This window comes from Pseudomonas sp. GL_135 (genome assembly GCF_057834665.1).
Window position 1 is genome coordinate 2,321,205 of sequence record NZ_CM174408.1, and the last position, 20,674, is coordinate 2,341,878.

Sequence of the window (20,674 nt, forward strand, 5' to 3'; positions counted from 1 at the left end):
CAAAAGCGTCTGCCTGGGGGCAGACTGTTTCGCCTTCGGCGACTTACTTTTGAAAAGTCGAAAGTCGCACCATCCAAAAGTAAGCAAAAGTGCCTGCTCCTGGCTTGGTTCCTCCTTCGTCGGAATCCCCTCATTCCGGTCCCGCTCCGTGGTCCCGCGCCGAACGGACATCCATGTCCTGACGGCGCTCTCGCCGCATCCATGCGGCTCGGCCCACTCCGCGAGACCTGCGTTCAGCCTGCACCCAAGTCGCGAATGGCGTCGTCTGGGCGTTATGTGTATGAAGATCAAGATCAAAAGCTTCCCGGCTAAAGCCGGTCCTACAGTCGGAGGCGATCCCGTTGAATGCATGCGTTGCTGTTAGTGGGACCGGCTTTAGCCGGGAAGAGGCCCCTGACAGCACCAGAACTTTCGCGGTGTGACCCCCGATCGCTTCCGCTCAACCACATATACCTCCCCATGACCGGAGTGGCCTCATCGATGGCAGTTCCGGTCATTGCCGCCCAGCCCGGCGATGCGCACAATCGCGGCTTGTTCTGGTTGCCCTGGATGCGTCGGCATGGCCCAACTTCTGTTTTTCGCTCACGCCAATGGCTTCCCGTCGGGTACGTACGGCAAGTTGTTTGCCGCGCTTGGGCCTGAGTTCGAGGTTCGGCATCTTGAGCAGCATGCCCATAACCCGCAATTTCCGGTAACGGACAATTGGCCGCAGCTGGTGGATGAGTTGATCCACCATTTGCGCGAGCAGCCTGAACCGGTGTGGGGCGTGGGCCATTCGCTGGGCGGCGTGCTGCATTACCACGCGGCGCTGCGTCATCCGGAGTTGTACCGGGGCGTTGTCATGCTGGATTCACCGGTGCTGACGCGGTTCGATCAGTGGATGATTCGTGCCGCCAAGCGCTTTGGTTTTATCGATCGCATCACGCCCGCAGGCCGCACGTTGGGGCGTCGTGAAGTGTTCAGCAGTGTCGAGGCGGCCCGGGATTACTTTGCCGGCAAGTCGCTGTTCCGGCGTTTCCACCCCGAGTGTTTCGAGGCGTATCTGCTTCATGGGCTGCAAGCCGAGGGCGACGGGTTGCGTTTGCGTTTCGATCCCGCCACTGAAATCAGCATCTATCGCAGCGTGCCCCACACCAGTCCGGGCCTTGCCCGTCAGTTGCGGGTGCCGTTGGCGATGGTGCGCGGCGAAAGCAGCGATGTGGTGCGGCGCCACCATGCGCTATCGGTCAAGAGCATGCGCGAGGGCGTGTATCTTTCCGTGCCCGGCGGGCATATGTTCCCGCTCGAACATCCCGAGGACACCGCCCGCATGCTCAGAACGCTGTTTTCCCGCTGGACGGCCAGAGCCGACGCCGCCACCGCTGACGCTAACGCCGCGCTGCACCGAGCCGGCGCATGACCTGCTCGGTGGAAGAAATCCGCCTGAGCCTGCCCCATATCGAGCTGGCGGCTCATCTGTTCGGGCCCCAGGACGGCATTCCGGTGATCGCCCTGCATGGCTGGCTGGACAACGCCAACAGCTTCGCGCGGCTGGCGCCCAAGCTTGAGGGGCTGCGGATCCTGGCGCTGGACATGGCCGGGCATGGCCACTCTGACCACCGCCCGCCGGGATCGGCTTATGGTCTGCCGGACTACGCCCACGACGTTTTGCAGGTGGCGGGGCAGATGGGCTGGGAACGGTTTTCCCTGCTGGGTCACTCGTTGGGGGCGATCATTTCGGTGATCGTTGCGGCGGCCGTTCCCCAGCGGGTGAGCCGTCTGGCCTTGATCGACGGGTTGGTTCCGCCGGTGGGCGAGCCAGAGTCTGTCGTCGAGCGCATGGGCGCGGCGCTGCAGGCGCAATTGACCCAGCAGAGCAAACACAAACCGGTCTACCCGGACATGGACCGGGCGGTGGAAGCGCGGATGAAAGGCATGGTGGCGGTCAGTCGCGACGCCGCCGAGCTGTTGGCCCAGCGTGGCTTGATGCCGGTGCCGGGTGGCTACACCTGGCGCAGCGACAGCCGGCTGACTTTGCCCTCGGCAATTCGTCTGACGCGAGCGCAGGCGCTGTCTTTCGTCACGGCGGTGCGCTGTCCGGCGCAGTTAATCGTGGCCGAGGAGGGCATGCTTGCGCAGAACCGGGAGCTGCTCGCCAGCGTTCCTTTCACGGTGACGTCCTTGCCGGGCGGGCACCATCTGCACCTCAACGACGAGGCGGGTGCGGCCTCTGTTGCAGACTGTTTCAATCGCTTCTTCGCCGTTCCTTGACTTGCGGCCTGCAACTGCCGAGGCTGGGGCAGTTGAAACAGGAGACTGCACGATGGACCACTGCCCACGCCTCACCGTTTTATTTTCATGTCTGCCGCGCGTTGTCGCGGCTTTGTTTTGCCTGCCGATTACGTTGCCTGCGGGTTTATCCGCCGCATCAACCCCCGCCTCGCCGATTGCCCTGCCATGAGCGCATCCCTAACGTTCAGCCACGCCTTCACCCGCACGCTCGCGATCACGCTGCTGCTCACCGGCCTCAGCACTGTCACCCATGCAGCCGACGTTCCCGGAAGCCAGGATCTGCCCAATCTGCCGCGACTGGAAGACGCTGAAATCGTCGATTACCGGCCCTCCGTCGAGCTGGAACGCGTCTACCCGCTCGGCTCGATCCGCAAGATCAGCGGCCAGTTGCGCTTCGACGGGCAGGTGTCCGGGCGCGGCAATGTCACCGGGATCACTTACCAGTTGCCGGTCGAGCACACTGCCGACGAGGCCTTCACCGCCGCCCGTGAAGCCTTGCAGCAGCAGGGCGCGCAGTTGCTGTTCTGGTGCCAGGCCCGCGATTGCGGCGAAAGCAGCCTGTGGGCCAACGAGGTATTCGGCAACGCCAAGCTGTATGGCGCCGACAACGGTCAGTCCTATCTGCTGCTGCGCCTCGCCGCCCCGGCGAACAACACGCTCGTGGCGTTGTACGGCATCACCCGGGGCAACCGCCGGGCTTTCCTCCATGTCGAGCAGTTTCAGTCGAGCACGCCGCTGGGGGATTTGCTGCCGACTTCCGCGACCCTGTTGCGCGAGCTGAAAAGCACCGGCGAGCTGGAGCTGCCGATGCTGACCGCTGAGCCGCAGGAGCCGTGGATCACCTTGCTGTCCCGTGGCCTGAATCTGGACAGCACCTTGCGGGTTACGCTTTCCGGGGATCAGCGCGAAGCGTGGCGTCAAGCGCTGGTGGCCAAAGGCGTACGCGCTGCACGGCTGGAAGCGGGCGACCGGAAAAATCCCGGCCTGACCCTCGAACTCATTCGCTGACCGCCGCAGAGCCAGGTTTGGTCTGACTTCACCATGTGTTTACAATGCCGCCCTCCAATCGTACCCGTGAGTCAGATGACAGAGCCAAGCGTGCTTCGCCTTTCCATTATTGTGACGTTTGCTCTGGCTTTTTTTGGAGTGGTTTTCGGTCTGCTGACCGGATCTGCGTCGATTATTTTTGACGGTGTCTATACCCTTATCGACGCAATCATGACGAGCTTTGCACTGATCGTTGCCAAGCTGATTGCCTTCTCTCACAACGATGTCGGTCGAGCCCGCCTGACCAGGAATTTCACAATGGGGTTCTGGCACCTTGAGCCCATTGTGCTTGGTTTGTCCGGGACTCTATTGGTTGGCACTGCTGGCTATGGTCTGATCATGGCCGTTGGAAGCCTGATGGCGGGCGGGCGACACCTGGACTTCGGTCTTGCGCTCATTTTTGCGCTAGTGGCCCTCGTGAGCGCGGTTGGAATGATCATCTATGGCCGACGAGCAAACAAACGACTCCATTCAAGCTTCATTGCGCTGGACGTAAAAGCCTGGACGATCTCCGCCGCAATGACCGGCGCTCTGTTGGTCGCATTCTTGACCGGCTGGATGATCAGGGGCACAGCGCTGGAATGGTTATCGCCTTATATCGATCCAGCGGTGTTGGCGCTTGTTTGTCTCATCGTTTTACCCTTGCCTCTGCCAACAATTCGTGACGCTCTCGCAGATGTTCTGCTGGTGACCCCGCCAGAAATGAAGAAAAGAGTCGATGACGTTGCCAGCGATGCTGTCCAGCGACATGGCTTCCTTTCCTACCGTGCCTATGTGGCCCGTGTGGGGCGCGGGAGGCAGATCGAGATTTACTTCATCGTTCCGCCGGGCTTGCCGCCGCGATCCCTGGAGGCATGGGATCTGATCCGGGATGAAATTGGCGAAGAGGTTGGAGGTACCGGCCCTGATCGTTGGCTGACAATAGCCTTTACCGTTAATAAAGAATGGGCTGAATGAGAGAAGGTCAATTCGCCCGCTGACATCACCGGTCAAGTCATCAGCACCCATAGAAATGGGCTCTGTTCCCGTCTTGAAGTCAGGCCCAGGTATCCGCACAAGGCGGGTTGCGCAGTTCGACGGTATGCTTGTCTGATTCAACCCCCTTTTGCTGCGGAATGACCGATGTTCAATAACGATCGCCTGTTGGTGCAGATTCTCCTGCTCGCGCTGCTCGGCGCCTGCCTGTGGGTAATGGTGCCGTTCTGGTCGGCGCTGTTCTGGGGGGCGGTGCTGGCATTCGCCAGTTGGCCGCTGATGCGTCTGCTGACCCGCGCGCTCAAGGGGCGGGAGTCCCTCGCGGCCGCCATTCTGACCCTGGGCTGGATGGTGCTGGTGCTCGCGCCGCTGGTCTGGCTGGGCTTCAATCTGGCGGACCACGTGCGCGACGCAACGGCGTTCGTCAAGGACGTGCAAGTGGACGGCCTGCCTGATCCTCCCACCTGGCTGGCGGGCATTCCGCTGGTGGGTGAGCGGCTGGTGGGTTACTGGAACACCATCGACCAACAGGGCGCGGCGCTGCTGGTCAGCGTCCGGCCTTACCTCGGGCAGGTCGGCAACTGGCTGCTGGCGCGCAGTGCGCAGATCGGCGGCGGGATTCTCGAGCTGGCCCTGAGCATCATCTTCGTGTTCTTTTTTTACCGCGACGGGCCGCGCGTGGCGGCGTTCGTGCTGAGTCTGCTGGAGCGGCTGATCGGCGATCGCGCTCAGTATTACCTCGATCTGGTGGCCGGCACGGTGCAACGGGTGGTCAACGGTGTGATCGGCACGGCAGCGGCGCAGGCAGTGCTGGCTCTGATCGGTTTCCTTATTGCCGGTGTGCCGGGTGCCCTGGTACTGGGCATCGGCACCTTCCTGCTGAGCCTTGTGCCCATGGGCCCGCCGCTGATCTGGATACCGGCCACGGCGTGGCTGGCCTGGAGAGGCGATTACGGCATGGCGATCTTTCTCGGCCTGTGGGGCACGTTCATCGTCAGTGGCGTCGACAACGTACTGAAGCCGTACCTGATCAGTCGCGGCGGCAATCTGCCGTTGGTGATTGTCCTGCTCGGTGTGTTTGGCGGGTTGCTGGCGTTCGGCTTTATCGGCCTGTTCATCGGCCCGACGTTGCTGGCAGTGGCTTACAGTTTGTTGCTGGACTGGGTTGGAGACAGCCGCGCGCGGCAGCCGGTCAAGTAATTAAAATTCAATAAAAAACTGCCGTCGTCCGGGGCACTCGGTCAATTTTACGCGCGGGTTTGTCCCAGCGCAGCCATGACAGGCTTTGGTGACGGCGGGGGGTCAGATTCGCGGCAAATCCAGCACGGCGGTCAAACCGCCGCCGGGGGTGTGTGCGAGGCGCAGGTCGCCGCCCATTCGACGTGCGGCTTCCCGGGCGATGGTCATGCCGATGCCGACGCCGCCCGAGTTGCGGTTGCGCGAGCTTTCGACGCGATAGAAGGGCTCGAACACCACTTCGCGCAGGTCTTCGGGAATCCCCGGGCCGTGATCGATGACGCTGACCCGCAGGCGATCACTGGCGTCCTCAATCTCCACCCGCGCATGCCCGGCGTAACGCAGGGCGTTGTCGATGAGGTTGTTCAAGCACGAACGCAGGGCCATGGGCTGCGAATTCAGTGGCCGGCAGGTGCCGCTCGCCTGAATGTCGTCGCCATTGTCCTGGGCGTTTTCGGCCAGGGATTCGATCAGCGCCTGCACGTCGAAATACTGCAGCGCTTCGCTGGTGCGCTGTTCGTTGAGGTAGGTCAGGGTCGCGTCGAGCATGCCGATCATGTCGTTGAGGTCCTGGCTCATCTGCCCGTGCAGCCGCGGTTCGTCGATCTGCTCGACCCGCAATTTCAGGCGCGCAAGGGGCGTGCGCAGGTCATGGGACACGGCGGCGAGCATGCGTCCGCGCTGTTGCACCTGGTCGCGGATGCGCTCTTGCATCAAATTGAATGCCTGCGCCGCCTGTCGTGCTTCACGAGGGCCATTGGCAGCCAGGGGCGGGCTGTCGAGGTTCTCGCTGAGACGTTCGGCCGCCTCGCTCAATCGACGGATCGGGCGGCTCAGGGCCTTGGCGCCGAACCAGGCAGCAAGCACCAGACTGATCAACTGGAACAGCAGGGGCACCAGCGGAATGCCGAGCATTGGCGGGCGGCACGGCGGCCGGCGCGTGTTGTTCTGGTCTTCCTTGGCGGCAGGGTCGCGGTCGGACGGCGCTTGCATCTGGCTGGCCGTCGGCCGATCGCAGCCGGGCGGAGGCGGCATTCTCGGGCCGTAGTAGTGAAACCAGACGAACGCCAGCAGGTGCGCGAGGACGATCGCCAGCAGCGCCCCGCCAAACAGCCGGGCAAACAGGGTGTCGGCCGAGCGGATCAACCAATCTCCCGGGCGTCGAACATATAGCCTTCGCCGCGCACGGTTTTGATCAGTTGCGGGGATTTCGGGTCATCGCCCAGCTTCTGGCGCAGACGCGAGACAAGCAGGTCGATGCTGCGATCAAACGCTTCGATGGAGCGACCGCGGGCGGCGTCGAGCAATTGTTCGCGGTTGAGTACGCGACGCGGACGTTCGAGGAAGACCCGCAGCAGGCGGAATTCGGCGTTGGACAGGGGCACGACGAGGCCGTCCGGCGCGGTGAGTTGGCGCAGCACGCTGTTCAGCCGCCAATTGTCGAAGCGCAGGGTGGTGCGTTCTTCGGTGCGGTCGTCGCGCACGCGGCGCAGGATGGTCTGGATCCGCGCCACGAGTTCGCGGGGCTCGAAGGGTTTGGCCATGTAGTCATCGGCACCCAGTTCCAGGCCGATGATGCGGTCGGTGGGTTCGCAGCGGGCGGTGAGCATGAGAATGGGGATGTCGGAGGTGCTGCGCAGCCAGCGGCAGAGGGAGAGGCCGTCTTCGCCGGGGAGCATAAGGTCGAGGACGACGACGTCGTAGGTGTCTTCGGTCAGGGCCAGGCGCATGGCGTTGCCGTCGGTGACGCCGGTACTGTGGATGTTGAAGCGGGCGAGGTAGTCGCAGAGCAGTTCGCGGATGGGGATGTCGTCATCGACGATGAGGGCGCGGGTGGTCCAGCGGCGCTCTGCGCTCGGTGCGGTGGCGGTGGGGCTGTCGGGTGTTGTCTGCATGGTGCTGCCGCCGTGTGGTGCCGCCGATTGGGCCGCGGATAGGAGTCGACGCTGCCATGCTACTTCGCTGGCGAGCGGGGCGGAAGGGTGGGGTGGGGAGGTGTCGGTGGGTTGTCTTGAATGTATCAAGACCGGTACATCGGCGGTGTGGCTCAGAAAGATCAAAAGCGTCGGCCTAACGGCCTCGGGTTTCGCCTTCGGCGAGTTACTTGGAAAAGCACCCCAAGTAACCAAGGGTGCTTGCTCCTGGTTGGGCCCCTCGTTCTTCGGGGTTCCTTCACTCCGGTCTCGCTCCGTGGGCCCGCCGCCATCCGCCATCCATGGCGGGGGGCGGCTCTCGCGGCATCCATGCCGCTCGGCCCACTGCGCGAGACCTGCGTTCAGCCTGCACCCAAGTCGCGATTGGCGGTGACTGTGCTTTTTGTGCATGAAGATCAAAAGCAGATCAAATGCAGATCAAAAGCAGAGCAAAAGCAGAGCAAAAGCAGAGCAAAAGCAGAGCAACGGCTTCCCGGCTGAAGCCGGTCCTACAAAAGCACCACGTACCCCCTGTAGAACTGGCTTTAGCCGGGAAGAGGCCAGCCCAGGCGGCGACAGTTTTGCTGATTGGACACCCCATCTGTGGGAGCGAGCTTGCTCGCGAATGCTTTATCCCAAACACCAGATATCCGGTGGATGTACCGACCCCTTCGTGAGCAAGCTCACTCCCAAAAGTCCCTGGCGCTTGACCCGCCCTTGATCTGCCTCTGATTTGCTTTTGATCTTCTACGCGGTAGTTCAAACGCCGCAAAACGCGACTTGGGTGCAGGCCGAACGTAGACGACGCGCAGTGGGCCGAGCTGCATGGATGCGGCGAGAGCGCCGTCAGGACATGGATGTCCGTTCGGCGCGGGCCCACGGAGCGTCGGCGGAGTGAGGGTATTCCGACGAAGGAGGAACCCAACCAGGAGCAGGGCCTTTTTGGTTACTTTTTCGGCTCTTGGAAAAAGTGACCCGCCGTAAGGGCGGAACCATAACAACTCCACCTACAAATACCGGATATGCCCACGGTGTAAAGCTTCTAAACGCTCTGTTTTCTTCACTCTTTACGCTTTCTTTATGCCCCCCGACCCCCGTCGCTCTCGTTCCTTTACACCCCCACTGCAGACAATTGCCCCACACGGCAGTCGCCGTATGACGGAGAGTTTTTCATGAGCGTTCTGGATGGGGTGTCACTGCTGCTCGCAGCAGGGTTATTCGTTTACTTGCTGGTTGCGCTCCTGCGCGCCGGCCGGGTCGAGGAGTAACGGCCATGCACGGTTACGACTACCTGCTGATACTGGCGTTTTTCGCCCTGGTGCTATTGCCCGCGCCGTTGCTGGGACGGTTCTACTACAACGTCATGGAAGGCAAGCGCACCTTTCTGACCCCGGTCATGGGCCCGGTCGAGCGCATCTGCTATCGCCTGGCCGGCGTCGACCCCACGATCGAACAAAACTGGAAAACCTACACAATCGCCCTGCTGGCCTTCAACCTGGCCGGGTTCGTCGTGCTGTTCGCCATCCTGCTCCTGCAAGGCTCGCTGCCCCTCAACCCACAGGGCCTGCCGGGCATGGAGTGGTCGCTGGCGTTCAACACCACCATGAGCTTCGTCACCAACACCAACTGGCAGAGCTACAGCGGCGAATCGTCCCTCAGCTACCTGAGCCAGATGGCCGGCCTGACCGTGCAGAACTTCGTCAGCGCCGCCACCGGCATCGCCGTGCTGGTGGCGTTCTGCCGCGGTATCAGCCGTCGCTCGACCCAGCACCTGGGCAACTTCTGGGCGGACATGACCCGCGCGACCCTCTACGGTCTGCTGCCGCTGTGCCTGGTACTGGCGCTGCTGCTGGTCTGGCAGGGCGTGCCGCAAACCTTCGCCCATTACGTGGACGCCGTGACCCTGCAAGGCACCGACCAGGCCCTCCCGCTGGGCCCGGCCGCCAGCCAGATTGCGATCAAGCAACTGGGCACCAACGGTGGTGGCTTCTTCGGCGTCAACTCGGCGCATCCGTTCGAGAACCCGACCATCTGGAGCAATCTGTTCGAGCTGGTGTCGATCATCCTGATCCCGGTGGCGCTGGTGTTCACCTTCGGCCATTACGTCAAGGACATGCGCCAGAGCCGCGCGATCATCGCCTGCATGCTGGCGCTGTTTCTGATTGGCGGCGCGACGGCGATGTGGTCCGAGTACCAGCCCAATCCTGCGCTGAACATCGCCTCGGTCGAGCAGACCGCGCCGATGGAAGGCAAGGAAACCCGCTTCGGCACCACCGCCACTGTGCTCTGGGCGGCGACCACCACGGCGGCGTCCAACGGTTCGGTCAACGGCATGCATGACAGCCTCAACCCGCTCACCGGGATGATCGCCCTGGCCAACATGATGGTCGGCGAAGTGATCTTCGGCGGCGTCGGCGCAGGCCTCTACGGCATGTTGCTGAACGTCTTGATCGCGGTGTTTCTCGCCGGCCTGATGATCGGCCGCACCCCGGAATACCTCGGCAAGAAGCTGCAGGCCCGTGAGGTCAAGTTGCTGGTGGCGACCTTGATCGTGATGCCGGTCGGCGTGCTGGTGTTCGGTGCGCTGGCGGCCTCGCTGCCGGGCCCGGCGGGGGCGGTGAGCAATCCCGGCGCCCACGGTTTCAGTCAGTTGCTTTATGCCTACACCTCGGCGACCGCCAACAACGGTTCGGCCTTCGGCGGCTTCAGCGCCAACACCACCTTCCACAACCTGATGTTGGGCCTGTCGATGTTCATCGGCCGCTTCGGCTACATCCTGCCGGTGCTGGCGCTGGCCGGCAGTCTGGCGGCGAAGAAGAGCTCGCCGCTGGGCCAGAACAGCTTCCCGACCCACGGCCCGCTGTTCGTCACCCTGCTGACCGTGACCATTTTGCTCGTGGGTGGCCTGACGTTCCTGCCGACCCTGGCACTGGGACCGATCGCCGAACACTTGAGCCTGGGCTTCTGAGGACCACACCATGAACATGCAAGCCCCCGTAACAAAGAGCCCGGACAGTAAAAGCCCGGCGAGCGAGACAGCACGCCATGACGCGCAGCCCGTAGCCGCCAAAACCGGTCTTGCTGCCCTGTGGCGACCGGCGCTGGTGCAGGCGTTCGTCAAGCTCGACCCGCGCCAGCTGCACCGTGCGCCGGTGATGCTGGTGGTCGAACTGACCGCGATTCTCACCACCGTTCTGTGCCTGATCCCCGATCCGGCCGTGCCAACCTCCGTCGCCGTGCAGATCGCCGTCTGGCTGTGGTTCACCGTGTTGTTCGCCAACTTCGCCGAAGCCTTGGCCGAGGGTCGCGGCAAGGCCCGCGCCGACAGCCTGAAAGCGGGCAGCGAAGGCCTGAAGGCGCGGAAGCAGAGCGCCAACGGCGGTTACGAGATGGTCAACGCCGCGACCCTGCGCAAGGGTGATGTGGTGCGCGTCGAAGCCGGTGAGATGATCCCCGGCGACGGCGAGGTGATCGAAGGCATCGCGGCGGTCAACGAAGCGGCAATTACCGGGGAGTCTGCGCCGGTGATTCGCGAGTCCGGCGGCGACCGTTCGGCCGTGACCGGCAACACCCGACTGGTCTCCGACTGGCTGCTGGTGCGCATCAGCGCCAACCCCGGCGAATCGACCCTGGACCGCATGATTGCGCTGGTGGAAGGGGCCAAGCGCCAGAAAACCCCCAACGAGGTGGCGCTCGATATTCTGCTCATCGGCCTGACGTTGATCTTCCTGCTGGTGGTCGTGACCCTGCAGCCGTTCGCGCACTTTGCCGGCGGTAACCTGCCACTGGTGTTCCTCGTCGCCCTGCTGGTGACGCTGATTCCGACCACCATCGGCGGCCTGCTTTCGGCCATCGGTATTGCCGGCATGGACCGCCTGGTGCGCCTCAACGTGATCGCCAAATCCGGGCGCGCCGTGGAGGCAGCGGGTGACGTGCACGTGTTGCTGCTGGACAAGACCGGCACCATCACCTTCGGCAACCGTCGTTGCGCGGCGGTGTATGCCGCGCCGGGCGTGACGCCGAAAGAGCTGAGCGAAGGCACGCTGCTGGCCTCGCTGGCCGATGACACGGCTGAAGGCAAGTCCATCGTTGAATACTTGCGCGGTCTGCACCCGATGACCGAGCCTGCACCGAGCCAGTTGACGGCAGTACCGTTCACGGCGGAAACCCGTTTGTCTGGCGTCGATTTCGAGGGCCGTGTGTACCGCAAGGGCGCCGTGGATTCGCTGCTGAAATTCCTCGGCCGTGACCGCAATGACCTGCCGCCGGTACTGGCGCGGGAGATCGACAAGATCGCCAAGACCGGCGGCACGCCGTTGCTGGTGTGTGGCGACGGCAAACTGCTGGGCGCGATCCACCTCAAGGACGTGGTCAAGCCGGGCATTCGCGAGCGCTTCGAGGAACTGCGCAAACTGGGCATTCGCACCGTGATGGTCACCGGCGACAACCCGCTGACGGCGGCGGCGATCGCGGCAGAGGCGGGCGTTGATGACGTGCTGGCCGAAGCCACTCCCGAGAAGAAACTGGAGCGCATCCGTCAGGAACAGAACGACGGACGACTGGTGGCGATGTGCGGCGACGGCGCCAATGACGCCCCGGCCCTGGCCCAGGCCGACGTCGGCATGGCGATGAACGATGGCACCCAGGCGGCGCGGGAAGCGGCCAACATGGTCGATCTCGACAGCGACCCGACCAAGCTGCTGGACGTGGTGCAGATCGGCAAGGAATTGCTGGTAACCCGCGGCGCCCTGACGACCTTTTCCATCGCCAACGACGTGGCCAAATACTTCGCCATCCTGCCGGCACTGTTTGCGTCGATCTACCCGCAACTGGGCGTGCTCAACGTCATGCACCTGGCCAGCCCGCAGAGCGCGATTTTGTCGGCCATCGTCTTCAACGCGCTGATCATCGTCGTGCTGATCCCGCTGGCACTGCGTGGCGTGCGGGTGCAGGCCGCCAGCGCTGCGCATTTGCTGCGCCGCAACCTGCTGGTGTACGGACTGGGCGGGATTGTCGTGCCGTTCGTGGGCATCAAGGCGATCGACATGCTGCTGACGGCTCTGCACCTGGTTTAACCCGTTGATCGCGCCGCGTGGTGACTGATCCCGCGCGGCGCTCACTTCGAAATGAGGATTGAATGATGTCCAGCGTATTGCGTCCGGCCGTGAGCCTGATCGTTCTGATGACCCTGATCACCGGCGTGGCTTACCCGCTGGTGGTGACCGGCGTCGCCCAGGTGGCGTTCCCGGATCAGGCCAATGGCAGCCTGGTGTACGACGACCATGAAAAGGTGATCGGTTCGGAGCTGATCGCCCAGAATTTCACCGGCGAAGAATGGTTTCATCCGCGTCCGTCTGCCGGGGCCTACGCCACCGTCGCCAGCGGCGCGAGTAACCTGGCGCCGAGCAATCCGGCGTTGGCAATGCGAGTGACCGAGGATGCCGCCAAGGAAAAAGTCGACAGCCAGGGTCCGGTGCCGCTGAACCTGCTGACCACCTCCGGCAGCGGCCTTGATCCGCACCTGTCGCCGGCTGCGGCGGAATATCAAGTGGCCCGCATCGCAGCGGCGCGCAACCTGCCGGCCGAGTCGGTGCAGAAACTGGTGGCGGACAACACCCAGACCTCGCTGATCGGCCCGCCGGTGGTGAACGTGCTGGACTTGAATCTGAGTCTGAATCGGTTACCGTCTGGCAAAGTCGTGAACTGACCCCAATGGGTGACGCCACACGCGCACACATCACTCTGCACCAGGAAAACTTTTCGTGAACTCAACCACCCGCGCCGACGCTTTGCTGGTCAATCTTCCTCGGGACGATCGCGGGCGGCTGAAGGTGTTTCTCGGCGCTGCACCCGGCGTCGGCAAGACCTACGCCATGCTCCAGGCCGCGCACACCCAGATGCGCCAAGGCGTTTCGCTGCTGGCCGGGGTCGTCGAAACCCACGGCCGTGCCGAAACCGAAGCACTGCTGGGCGGTTTGCCGCAGCAACCCATGGTTCGCTCCGAGTACCGCGGGGTCATGCTCGAAGAGATGGACCTCGACGGTATTCTTGCGGCGAAACCCAAACTGGTGCTGGTCGACGAACTGGCCCATTCCAACGCCCCCGGCAGCCGTCACGCCAAACGCTGGCAGGACATTCAGGAGCTGCTGTCTGCGGGGATCGACGTCTACACCACGGTCAACGTTCAGCACCTGGAAAGCCTCAACGATCAGGTGCGCGGCATCACTGGCGTACAAGTGCGCGAGACCCTGCCGGACTGGGTGTTGCAGGAAGCCTACGAACTGGTGCTGATCGACCTGCCGCCCCGGGAGCTGCTGGAGCGGCTGCGCGACGGCAAGGTCTACGTGCCGGAGCAGGCCCGCGCCGCCATCGATGCGTTCTTCACCCAGACCAACCTCACCGCGCTGCGGGAAATGGCGATGCAGACCGCCGCCGCCCAGGTGGATAACGATCTGGCCCTGGGTTATCGGCAGTTGGGCCAGGCTGCGCCGGCGGTGCGGGGTCGTCTGCTGGTCGGCATCGACGGCGACGCTCAGGCCGAACGTCTGGTGCGCCACGCCAGCCGCGTCGCCCAGCGTCGGCATCTGCCGTGGAGTCTGGTGCATGTCGACAACGGGCGCTTTTTGGATGAACTGGCGCGCAGTCGTTTGCAGAATGCCCAGCAGCTCGCCGAACGCCTCGGCGGGGAAGTGGTGGTATTGCGCGCGCCGGAAGTGGCGAAGACGCTGATTCAGCACGCCACCGAGCGCCGCGCGAGTCTGGTGCTGGTGGGGCAGTCGCGGCCATCCCTGCGACGGCGGGTGTTGGGCGGCGGGCTGGCGTCGCGTTTGCTGCGAAATGCCCATGGCCTGGAAATCAACGTCCTCGACAGCGAGTCGCGCCCCGATCAGGCGCAATCCACCTCGCCGCGCAATCTGGTCTGGTTCGATTACGCCCTGGCGCTGTTTGCCACCCTTGGCGCCAGCGCGCTGGCCTGGGCGGTGTCCAGCTGGTTGGCGCTGCCGAACATTTCCCTCGTCTTTCTCGCCGCCGTTTTGCTGGTGGCCGTGCGCAGCAGCGTCGGCCCGGCGATGGTCTGCTCGGTGCTGTCATTCCTGGCCTATGACTTTTTGTTCATTCCGCCGAATTTTTCTTTGAGCATCCAGCGCGAAGAAGACGTGCTGACGCTGTTGTTCTTTCTGCTGATGGCGGCACTGACCGGCAATCTCGCCGCCCGCCAGCGGCGCCAGTTGCAAGCACTGCGCGACACCCAGGAGGAGACCAGCGAACTGCTCGACCTGTCCCGCCGCCTGACCGCCGCTACCGATCGCCAGGCGGTGCTCAGTGCAGCCGATCATCACTTGGCCGGCTGGAGCGAATTGCAGCTGTGCGTGCTGGACAACGACCGCGAGCAGGGCTGGAAGGTGGAGGCGGGCGGGCCGCTGGAGTTTTCCGAATTCGAGCGCGCGGCGGCGGACTGGGCCTGGCAGCACGGGCAACCGGCGGGCAGGGGCACCGGCACGCTGCCGTCGGGGAGTTGGTGGTGGCTGCCGTTGTGGGTGGACGATGCGCCGCTGGCACTGGTGGGGATTCGTGCGAAACAGGGCCAGACCTTCACCCCGCAGCGTCGGCGTTTGCTGACCGCATTGAGTCAGCCATTGGGTCAGGCCCTGGCCCGGGCTCGTCTGGCCGAGGACCTGGAGGCCGCGCGCTTGCATGGCGAGACCGAACAGCTGCGCAGCGCTTTGCTGGCGTCGGTGTCCCACGATTTGCGCACGCCGCTGACGGCCATGCGCGGCAGCATCGACAGCCTGCTGGCGCTGGGCGAGGCGATTCCGCTGGAAGACCGGCGCGAGTTGCTCGAAGGCACCCGCGACGAGGCCGAGCGTCTGGATCGCTATATTCAGAACCTGCTGGACATGACGCGCCTCGGCCACGGCGCGCTGAAACTGGCGCGGGACTGGGTCTCGCCGGGTGACATCGTCGGCAGCGCACTCAATCGCCTTCGCGCCGTCCTCGCGCCGCTGCAGGTCATGACCCAATTGCCGGCGGAATTGCCGCTGCTGTATGTCCACGCCGCGCTGATCGAGCAGGCGCTGATCAACGTGATCGAAAACGCCGCGCGCTTCTCGCCGGTCAATGGCCGTCTTCAGATGGCGGTCACTGCGCAGAACGAGGAGATTGTCTTCGCCGTCAGCGATGAGGGGCCGGGAATACCCGAGGGTGAGCGGGCGAAGATTTTCGACATGTTCTACACCGCCGCGCGGGGTGACCGAGGCGGGCAGGGCACGGGGCTGGGTCTGGCGATCTGTCAGGGCATGGTCGGCGCCCATGGCGGGCGGATCAGCGTGGGCGATGGCATCGACGGTCGCGGCACCTGCATCAGTCTGCACCTGCCGCTGCAGGCGCAGCCCGAAGCGGAAATGGACCAGGCGGTCTGAACCGGCTTTGCGCTACCCTGACGGGCGTTTGTAACCGACCTTTTCTTTTATGACAGGACACCCATGAGCCAGACGGCGACCATTCTGGTGATCGATGACGAGCCGCAGATTCGCAAATTCCTGCGCATCAGCCTCGCGTCACAAGGCTACAAGGTGCTGGAGGCCGGCACCGGCAACGACGGCCTGACCCAGGCCGCATTGAATAAACCCGACTTGCTGGTGCTCGACCTGGGCCTGCCGGACATGGACGGACAGGACGTGCTCAGCCAGTTTCGCGAGTGGTCGACGGTGCCGGTGTTGGTGCTCTCGGTGCGTGCCAGCGAGGGTGAGAAAGTTCGCGCACTGGACGCCGGCGCCAACGATTACGTGACCAAGCCGTTCGGCATTCAGGAGTTTCTGGCGCGGATTCGTTCGCTGTTGCGCCAGGCGCCGGAGAGCGGTCAGGTGGAATCGGCAGTGGTCATTGGCCCGCTGAACATCGATCTGGCCTACCGCCGGGTGTCGCTGGGCGATGCCGAAGTCGCCCTGACCCGCAAGGAATACGCAGTGCTGGCGCAACTGGCGCGGCATCCCGGACGGGTCATCACTCAGCAGCAACTGCTCAAGGACATCTGGGGCCCGACCCACGTCGAGGACACCCATTACCTGCGCATCGTAGTGGGACACCTGCGCCAGAAACTCGGTGACGACCCCGCCGCGCCGCAGTACATCGTCACCGAGGCGGGGGTCGGGTATCGGTTGGTGAATGGGTGATGGATGGTGCTCCCAAGGACGGCCGCGTATACCTGCGGGACTGGCGTTGACCTTGACAGTGGGACCGGCTTAAGCCGGGAAGGCGTCGGTGGTCACACCGCATGTTTGATGGCGTTCATGCGGGCCTCTTCCCGGCTGAAGCCGGTCCCACTCAGGTATTGCGTCCAGCCTGCGATTGTCGGTGACCTTGACAGTGGGACCGGCTGTAGCCGGGAAGGCGTCGGTGGTCACACCGCATGTTTGATGGCGTTCATGCGGGCCTCTTCCCGGCTGAAGCCGGTCCTACCCGGGTATTGCGTCCAGTCTGCGATTGTCGGTGACCTTGACAGTGGGACCGGCTGTAGCCGGGAAGGCGTCGGTGGTCACACCGCATGTTTGATGGCGTTCATGCGGACCTCTTCCCGGCTGAAGCCGGTCCTACCCGGGTATTGCGTCCAGTCTGCGATTGTCGGTGAGCTCGACTGTAGGACCGGCTTTAGCCGGGAAAGCGTCAGGTGTAGCACCTTCAATGCTCCTGCTCATACCGATCCAGCGTTTCCCTGGCGATCTGCCGCCCGAGCGCGATCAGCTCCGGCGCTTTGTAGAATTCGAAGAATCGGCACACCCGCTTCGGCACGTTGATCAGGATATCCGGCGGGTAGCCGGCGATCTTGTACTGCGCCAGGGAGGTCTGCATCACCTCGAAGCTCTGGTTGATCAGGTCCAGCAGCGAAGCCGGGCCGACGTTGTCGATGATGATTGAGCCGCTGGCCGATCTCGGCGCCCCGGCCTGGGTGGGCGCAGCGGAAGGTTGCTGGCCCTGGGGGTCGGCGGATTCGATGTCGGCCATCAACCACGGATTGCCCGTCAGCACGGCGGCGCTGGGCTTGAGCCTTTCCTGCGCCAGTCGGGAGCCGTCTTCGCCGGTCAAGTCCAGCTTGCGGCGGAACGGCAGGTGCGATCCGATGGAGTTCATCAGCCCGTCGAAACGCTTCTTCACCGCCGGCGGACGCTCGATCACCGGCAAGGTGTAATGCTTCTGGGTGGTGGAGTTGAGGTTGACCGCGACGATCAGGTCGCAATGGCTCGACACCACCGGCACGATCGGCAACGGGTTCAGCAGGCCGCCATCGACCAGCGTGCGATTGCCCTGAACCACCGGGGTGAACAGGCTCGGGATCGCCGCCGAGGCGCGCATCGCCGAATGCAGATTGCCTTCCTGAAACCAGATTTCCTGCTGGTTGGTCAGGTCCGTGGCCACGGCGGTGTAGGGGATCGGCAGGTCCTCGATGTTGATCTCGCCGACGATGTCGCGGATCTTGCCGAACACCTTCTCACCGCGAATCGCCCCCAGCCGAAAGCTCACGTCCACCAGCCGCAGCACGTCCAGGTAATCCAGGCTCTCGATCCACGCCTTGTACTCGGGCAGCTTGCCCGCCGCGTAGATCCCGCCGATCACTGCGCCCATGGAACAGCCGGCAATGCACGCAATGTCGTAGCCGCGATGTTCGAGCTCTTCGATGACGCCGATGTGCGCATAACCCCTGGCGCCTCCGGAGCCCAGAACCAGCGCGATGCGTTTATTCATGTGCGGTTTCCCATTGTCAGCACTCAGTCAGCCGATTCGTCCCACACCAGCGTAACGCCAACGGCCCGAAACAGGTATCGTGCATCCCCCCCCGGTGTGGCACTTTTGCATCGCCGCACCGTCAAAGCCGCATCAATGATTTCCTTAGTTGAGGTAACACCCATGAAAGCCTGGATCTGCCTGCCCCTGTTGGCGTTGGTTCTCACCGGTTGCGCCGGCAAAACGGCCTATCGCGACAGCTGCGCCACCAACCTTGACGCGGCCTGGCACGAGCTCGATCTGGCCAAGGCCGAAGGTTTCGCCGGCACGGTCAGCTACTCCAAGGCCCTGTCGCTGCTGACCGGCGCCAAGACGCAGCAGCAGTTCGAGGCGTTCGAGGGTTGCTCCGAGAAAGCCGAGAAAGCCCGTTTCTACATCCGTGAATCCCGCGCCGGTCGTTGATCTGCTTTACCCCGCGCGGTGCCTGACACCGCGCGTCCCTCCCTTCACCCCGCACGTCCTTCAATTCCCCGAACCCGCTCTAGCGAAAACGCCTACGCTGACCTTACAGTGGCGGCACGTCTGGCATCGTCTGCAGTCCTATTAGCCATGAGCAGTCGCCTGGGGAGGCCTTCCGATGGGCAGAAAACTGGATGCGTGTCTCAACGCAATCAATGAAGTGGTGCTGGGCAAGGAGCCACAGGTCAGGCTGGCGCTGACCTGTCTGCTGGGCGGCGGGCATCTGTTGATCGAGGACTTGCCCGGCATGGGCAAAACCACCCTCAGCCACACCCTCGCGCGGGTGCTCGGCCTGAGCTTTCAACGCATTCAATTCACCTCCGATCTGCTGCCGGGCGACATCCTCGGTACGTCCGTTTTTGATCGCGACACCGGGCAATTCACCTTCCATCCCGGACCTATCTTCGCCGAGTTGGTGCTGGCCGACGAAATCAACCGCGCCACCCCCAAGAGCCAAAGCGCGCTGCTGGAAGCCATGGAAGAGGGCCAGGTCACCATTGAGGGCGCGACCCGTTTACTGCCCGACCCGTTTTTCGTCATCGCCACCCAGAACCCGTTCAGCCAGGGCGGCACCTTCGCTTTGCCAGAGTCGCAACTGGACCGCTTCCTCATGCGCCTGTCCCTCGGCTACCCCGCGCGTTCGGCGGAGAAGGCTCTGCTGCTGGGTGAATCCCGCCGCGACCTGCTGCCGCGCATCGAGCCGTTGCTGGACCACGCCGAACTCGCGTCCCTCCAGCAGCAGGCGCGTCAGGTACGGGCCAGCGACGCCCTGGTCGATTACGTGCTGCGGCTGGTCGATGCCACCCGCAGCCAGCCGCAGTTCGCCTACGGCCTGTCACCCCGCGCGAGCCTGGCGATCCTTTCGGCCGCGCGGGCCTGGGCAATGCTTGCCGGTCGTGATTATGTGATTCCCGAAGACGTGCAAGCGATTCTGCCCGCCGTCATCGGACACCGTCTGCGCGAGCGCACTGACCCCACCGGGCATGGCGGCGGCGCGCTGGTCCAGTGGCTACTGCGCGAGGTGCCGGTGCTGTGATCGAACGCTTCAAACCGGTCTGGCAGCGCTGGGTGGGACGCCGCATTCCCCCGGCGTCGCGGGTCGAGCTGGATCACCGCCGAATCTTCATCCTGCCGACCCGGGTCGGCGGCACCTACGCGCTCATTCTGTTTCTATTGCTGCTGGTCTCGATCAACTACCAGAACAGCCTCGCCTACGGCCTGACGTTCCTGATGCTGTCGGTGGGTGTGCTCGCCATTCTGCACACCTACCGCAATGTCAGCGGGCTGATCCTCAGCGGCGGCCATGCCCGCTCGGTGTTCGTGGGCGAACCGGTGCAACTGCGCCTGCGTCTGGAAAGCACCGGTCATGGGCATCAGGCAATTGCCCTGGGCTGGGACAGCGAACAACTGGAGCAGACCGACGTTGAAGCCGAGCGTCTGGTCGAAGTCGGCCTGACGCTGCCGGCGCTCAAACGCGGCTGGATGCGGGCCCCGCGTTTGCGCGTGGAGAGCGTGTTCCCGCTGGGGATTTTTCGCGCTTGGAGCTGGCTGGACCTGGAACAGACCGTGCTGATCTACCCGCAACCGCTGGCCGGCACGATGCCGCTGCTGCAAGGCGTGCAACCCCATGCCGAGGACGACGGCCACGCGACGACGGGGCCGGGCGTCGACGATTATCAGGGCCTGCGTCTGTGGCAGCCAGGCGACTCGATGCGGCGCATGCACTGGAAAGCCTGGTCGCGGGGACAGGGGCTGATGGTCAAGGAGTTCAGCGACCTCAGCGGTCACGACCTGTGTCTGGATTTCATGGCCCTGGGTGGGGATATCGAAGAGCGGCTGTCGCGCCTGTGTTACTGGGTGCTGGAATTGTCCCAGCGTCAGCAGCCGTTCGCGCTGCGGCTGCCCGGTTTTATCTCGGCGGTGGACAGCGGCGACGCCCACCGTGAAGCCTGTCTGCGCCAGTTGGCGCTGTACGGGGTGCGGGCATGAAAGGC

The 20,674-nt window shown here is 63.8% G+C and carries 17 protein-coding genes; 14 read left to right on the plus strand and 3 right to left on the minus strand.

What is annotated here, in order from left to right:
• Positions 1–559: 559 nt before the first annotated feature.
• The 5 genes from AC3ISG_RS10370 (at position 560) to AC3ISG_RS10390 (ending at position 5,493) form a co-directional block, all read left to right on the plus strand.
• Positions 560–1,399 (plus strand): alpha/beta fold hydrolase, encoded by an 840-nt coding sequence (locus tag AC3ISG_RS10370; protein ID WP_122538431.1) that lies wholly within the window; start codon positions 560–562, stop codon positions 1,397–1,399.
• Entirely contained in the window at positions 1,396–2,250 is an 855-nt protein-coding gene (locus tag AC3ISG_RS10375; RefSeq protein WP_122538434.1) for an alpha/beta fold hydrolase, read from the plus strand. Before AC3ISG_RS10370 ends, AC3ISG_RS10375 begins: the two co-directional genes overlap by 4 nt.
• 186 nt (positions 2,251–2,436) lie before the next feature.
• Entirely contained in the window at positions 2,437–3,279 is an 843-nt protein-coding gene (locus AC3ISG_RS10380; RefSeq protein ID WP_489299183.1) for a DUF4892 domain-containing protein, read from the plus strand.
• A gap of 75 nt (positions 3,280–3,354) precedes the next feature.
• Positions 3,355–4,275, plus strand: a complete 921-nt coding sequence (locus AC3ISG_RS10385) for a cation diffusion facilitator family transporter (RefSeq protein WP_489299184.1) — start codon at positions 3,355–3,357, stop codon at positions 4,273–4,275.
• Positions 4,276–4,440: 165 nt separating this feature from the next.
• On the plus strand, positions 4,441–5,493 hold the full coding sequence (locus tag AC3ISG_RS10390) for an AI-2E family transporter (protein WP_122624826.1): 1,053 nt from the start codon (positions 4,441–4,443) through the stop codon (positions 5,491–5,493).
• Positions 5,494–5,595: 102 nt separating this feature from the next.
• On the opposite strand, the gene AC3ISG_RS10395 is transcribed toward AC3ISG_RS10390, so the two are convergent.
• Together AC3ISG_RS10395 and AC3ISG_RS10400 are read right to left on the minus strand one after the other, a co-directional pair.
• A complete protein-coding gene (locus tag AC3ISG_RS10395) occupies positions 5,596–6,675 on the minus strand; it encodes a sensor histidine kinase (RefSeq protein WP_489299185.1) in 1,080 nt (359 codons plus the stop codon).
• Positions 6,672–7,424 carry a response regulator gene (locus AC3ISG_RS10400; protein ID WP_122538444.1) on the minus strand — a complete coding sequence of 251 codons (753 nt, stop codon included), beginning with the start codon at positions 7,422–7,424 and terminating at the stop codon, positions 6,672–6,674. The genes AC3ISG_RS10395 and AC3ISG_RS10400 overlap by 4 nt, the downstream gene beginning before the upstream one ends.
• A 1,190-nt stretch (positions 7,425–8,614) precedes the next feature.
• On the opposite strand from AC3ISG_RS10400, the gene kdpF reads away from it, so the two are divergent.
• The 6 genes from kdpF (at position 8,615) to AC3ISG_RS10430 (ending at position 16,615) form a co-directional block, all read left to right on the plus strand.
• Positions 8,615–8,710 (plus strand): K(+)-transporting ATPase subunit F, encoded by a 96-nt coding sequence (kdpF, locus tag AC3ISG_RS10405; protein WP_037009437.1) that lies wholly within the window; start codon positions 8,615–8,617, stop codon positions 8,708–8,710.
• A gap of 5 nt (positions 8,711–8,715) precedes the next feature.
• Positions 8,716–10,410 carry a potassium-transporting ATPase subunit KdpA gene (gene kdpA / locus AC3ISG_RS10410; RefSeq protein WP_122623228.1) on the plus strand — a complete coding sequence of 565 codons (1,695 nt, stop codon included), beginning with the start codon at positions 8,716–8,718 and terminating at the stop codon, positions 10,408–10,410.
• A gap of 10 nt (positions 10,411–10,420) precedes the next feature.
• Entirely contained in the window at positions 10,421–12,517 is a 2,097-nt protein-coding gene (kdpB, locus tag AC3ISG_RS10415; RefSeq protein WP_489299186.1) for a potassium-transporting ATPase subunit KdpB, read from the plus strand.
• A 65-nt stretch (positions 12,518–12,582) separates the two neighbouring features.
• A complete protein-coding gene (gene kdpC / locus AC3ISG_RS10420) occupies positions 12,583–13,149 on the plus strand; it encodes a potassium-transporting ATPase subunit KdpC (RefSeq protein ID WP_489299495.1) in 567 nt (188 codons plus the stop codon).
• 55 nt (positions 13,150–13,204) lie between these two features.
• On the plus strand, positions 13,205–15,862 hold the full coding sequence (locus tag AC3ISG_RS10425; protein WP_489299187.1) for a DUF4118 domain-containing protein: 2,658 nt from the start codon (positions 13,205–13,207) through the stop codon (positions 15,860–15,862).
• 63 nt (positions 15,863–15,925) lie between these two features.
• A complete protein-coding gene (locus AC3ISG_RS10430; protein WP_122623226.1) occupies positions 15,926–16,615 on the plus strand; it encodes a response regulator in 690 nt (229 codons plus the stop codon).
• Between the two features lie 505 nt (positions 16,616–17,120).
• Here the strand turns inward: AC3ISG_RS10430 and AC3ISG_RS10435 are convergent.
• Positions 17,121–18,182 (minus strand): patatin-like phospholipase family protein, encoded by a 1,062-nt coding sequence (locus AC3ISG_RS10435; RefSeq protein WP_122538457.1) that lies wholly within the window; start codon positions 18,180–18,182, stop codon positions 17,121–17,123.
• 162 nt (positions 18,183–18,344) lie between these two features.
• Here AC3ISG_RS10435 and AC3ISG_RS10440 point away from each other — a divergent pair, with 162 nt between their 5' ends.
• From AC3ISG_RS10440 to AC3ISG_RS10450, 3 genes are all read left to right on the plus strand, one after another.
• Positions 18,345–18,623: a hypothetical protein gene (locus AC3ISG_RS10440; RefSeq protein ID WP_062381160.1), complete on the plus strand. Its 279-nt coding sequence runs from the start codon at positions 18,345–18,347 to the stop codon at positions 18,621–18,623.
• A gap of 175 nt (positions 18,624–18,798) precedes the next feature.
• A complete protein-coding gene (locus tag AC3ISG_RS10445) occupies positions 18,799–19,716 on the plus strand; it encodes an AAA family ATPase (RefSeq protein ID WP_122623224.1) in 918 nt (305 codons plus the stop codon).
• Positions 19,686–20,669, plus strand: coding sequence for a DUF58 domain-containing protein (locus AC3ISG_RS10450; protein WP_489299188.1), 984 nt, complete (start codon positions 19,686–19,688; stop codon positions 20,667–20,669). The genes AC3ISG_RS10445 and AC3ISG_RS10450 overlap by 31 nt, the downstream gene beginning before the upstream one ends.
• The last annotated feature ends 5 nt before the right edge of the window (positions 20,670–20,674 follow it).

What these genes read in the sequence shown, in the direction of transcription:
- kdpB (WP_489299186.1), top strand. Translation starts at nt 10,421, where the DNA reads ATGAACATGCAAGCCCCCGTAACAAAGAGCCCGGACAGTAAAAGCCCG.
- AC3ISG_RS10440 (WP_062381160.1), top strand. Translation starts at nt 18,345, where the DNA reads ATGAAAGCCTGGATCTGCCTGCCCCTGTTGGCGTTGGTTCTCACCGGT.
- AC3ISG_RS10375 (WP_122538434.1), top strand. Translation starts at nt 1,396, where the DNA reads ATGACCTGCTCGGTGGAAGAAATCCGCCTGAGCCTGCCCCATATCGAG.
- kdpF (WP_037009437.1), top strand. Translation starts at nt 8,615, where the DNA reads ATGAGCGTTCTGGATGGGGTGTCACTGCTGCTCGCAGCAGGGTTATTC.
- AC3ISG_RS10445 (WP_122623224.1), top strand. Translation starts at nt 18,799, where the DNA reads ATGGGCAGAAAACTGGATGCGTGTCTCAACGCAATCAATGAAGTGGTG.
- kdpA (WP_122623228.1), top strand. Translation starts at nt 8,716, where the DNA reads ATGCACGGTTACGACTACCTGCTGATACTGGCGTTTTTCGCCCTGGTG.
- AC3ISG_RS10435 (WP_122538457.1), bottom strand. Translation starts at nt 18,182, where the DNA reads ATGAATAAACGCATCGCGCTGGTTCTGGGCTCCGGAGGCGCCAGGGGT.
- AC3ISG_RS10385 (WP_489299184.1), top strand. Translation starts at nt 3,355, where the DNA reads ATGACAGAGCCAAGCGTGCTTCGCCTTTCCATTATTGTGACGTTTGCT.
- AC3ISG_RS10400 (WP_122538444.1), bottom strand. Translation starts at nt 7,424, where the DNA reads ATGCAGACAACACCCGACAGCCCCACCGCCACCGCACCGAGCGCAGAG.
- AC3ISG_RS10380 (WP_489299183.1), top strand. Translation starts at nt 2,437, where the DNA reads ATGAGCGCATCCCTAACGTTCAGCCACGCCTTCACCCGCACGCTCGCG.
- AC3ISG_RS10430 (WP_122623226.1), top strand. Translation starts at nt 15,926, where the DNA reads ATGAGCCAGACGGCGACCATTCTGGTGATCGATGACGAGCCGCAGATT.
- AC3ISG_RS10390 (WP_122624826.1), top strand. Translation starts at nt 4,441, where the DNA reads ATGTTCAATAACGATCGCCTGTTGGTGCAGATTCTCCTGCTCGCGCTG.
- AC3ISG_RS10370 (WP_122538431.1), top strand. Translation starts at nt 560, where the DNA reads ATGGCCCAACTTCTGTTTTTCGCTCACGCCAATGGCTTCCCGTCGGGT.
- kdpC (WP_489299495.1), top strand. Translation starts at nt 12,583, where the DNA reads ATGTCCAGCGTATTGCGTCCGGCCGTGAGCCTGATCGTTCTGATGACC.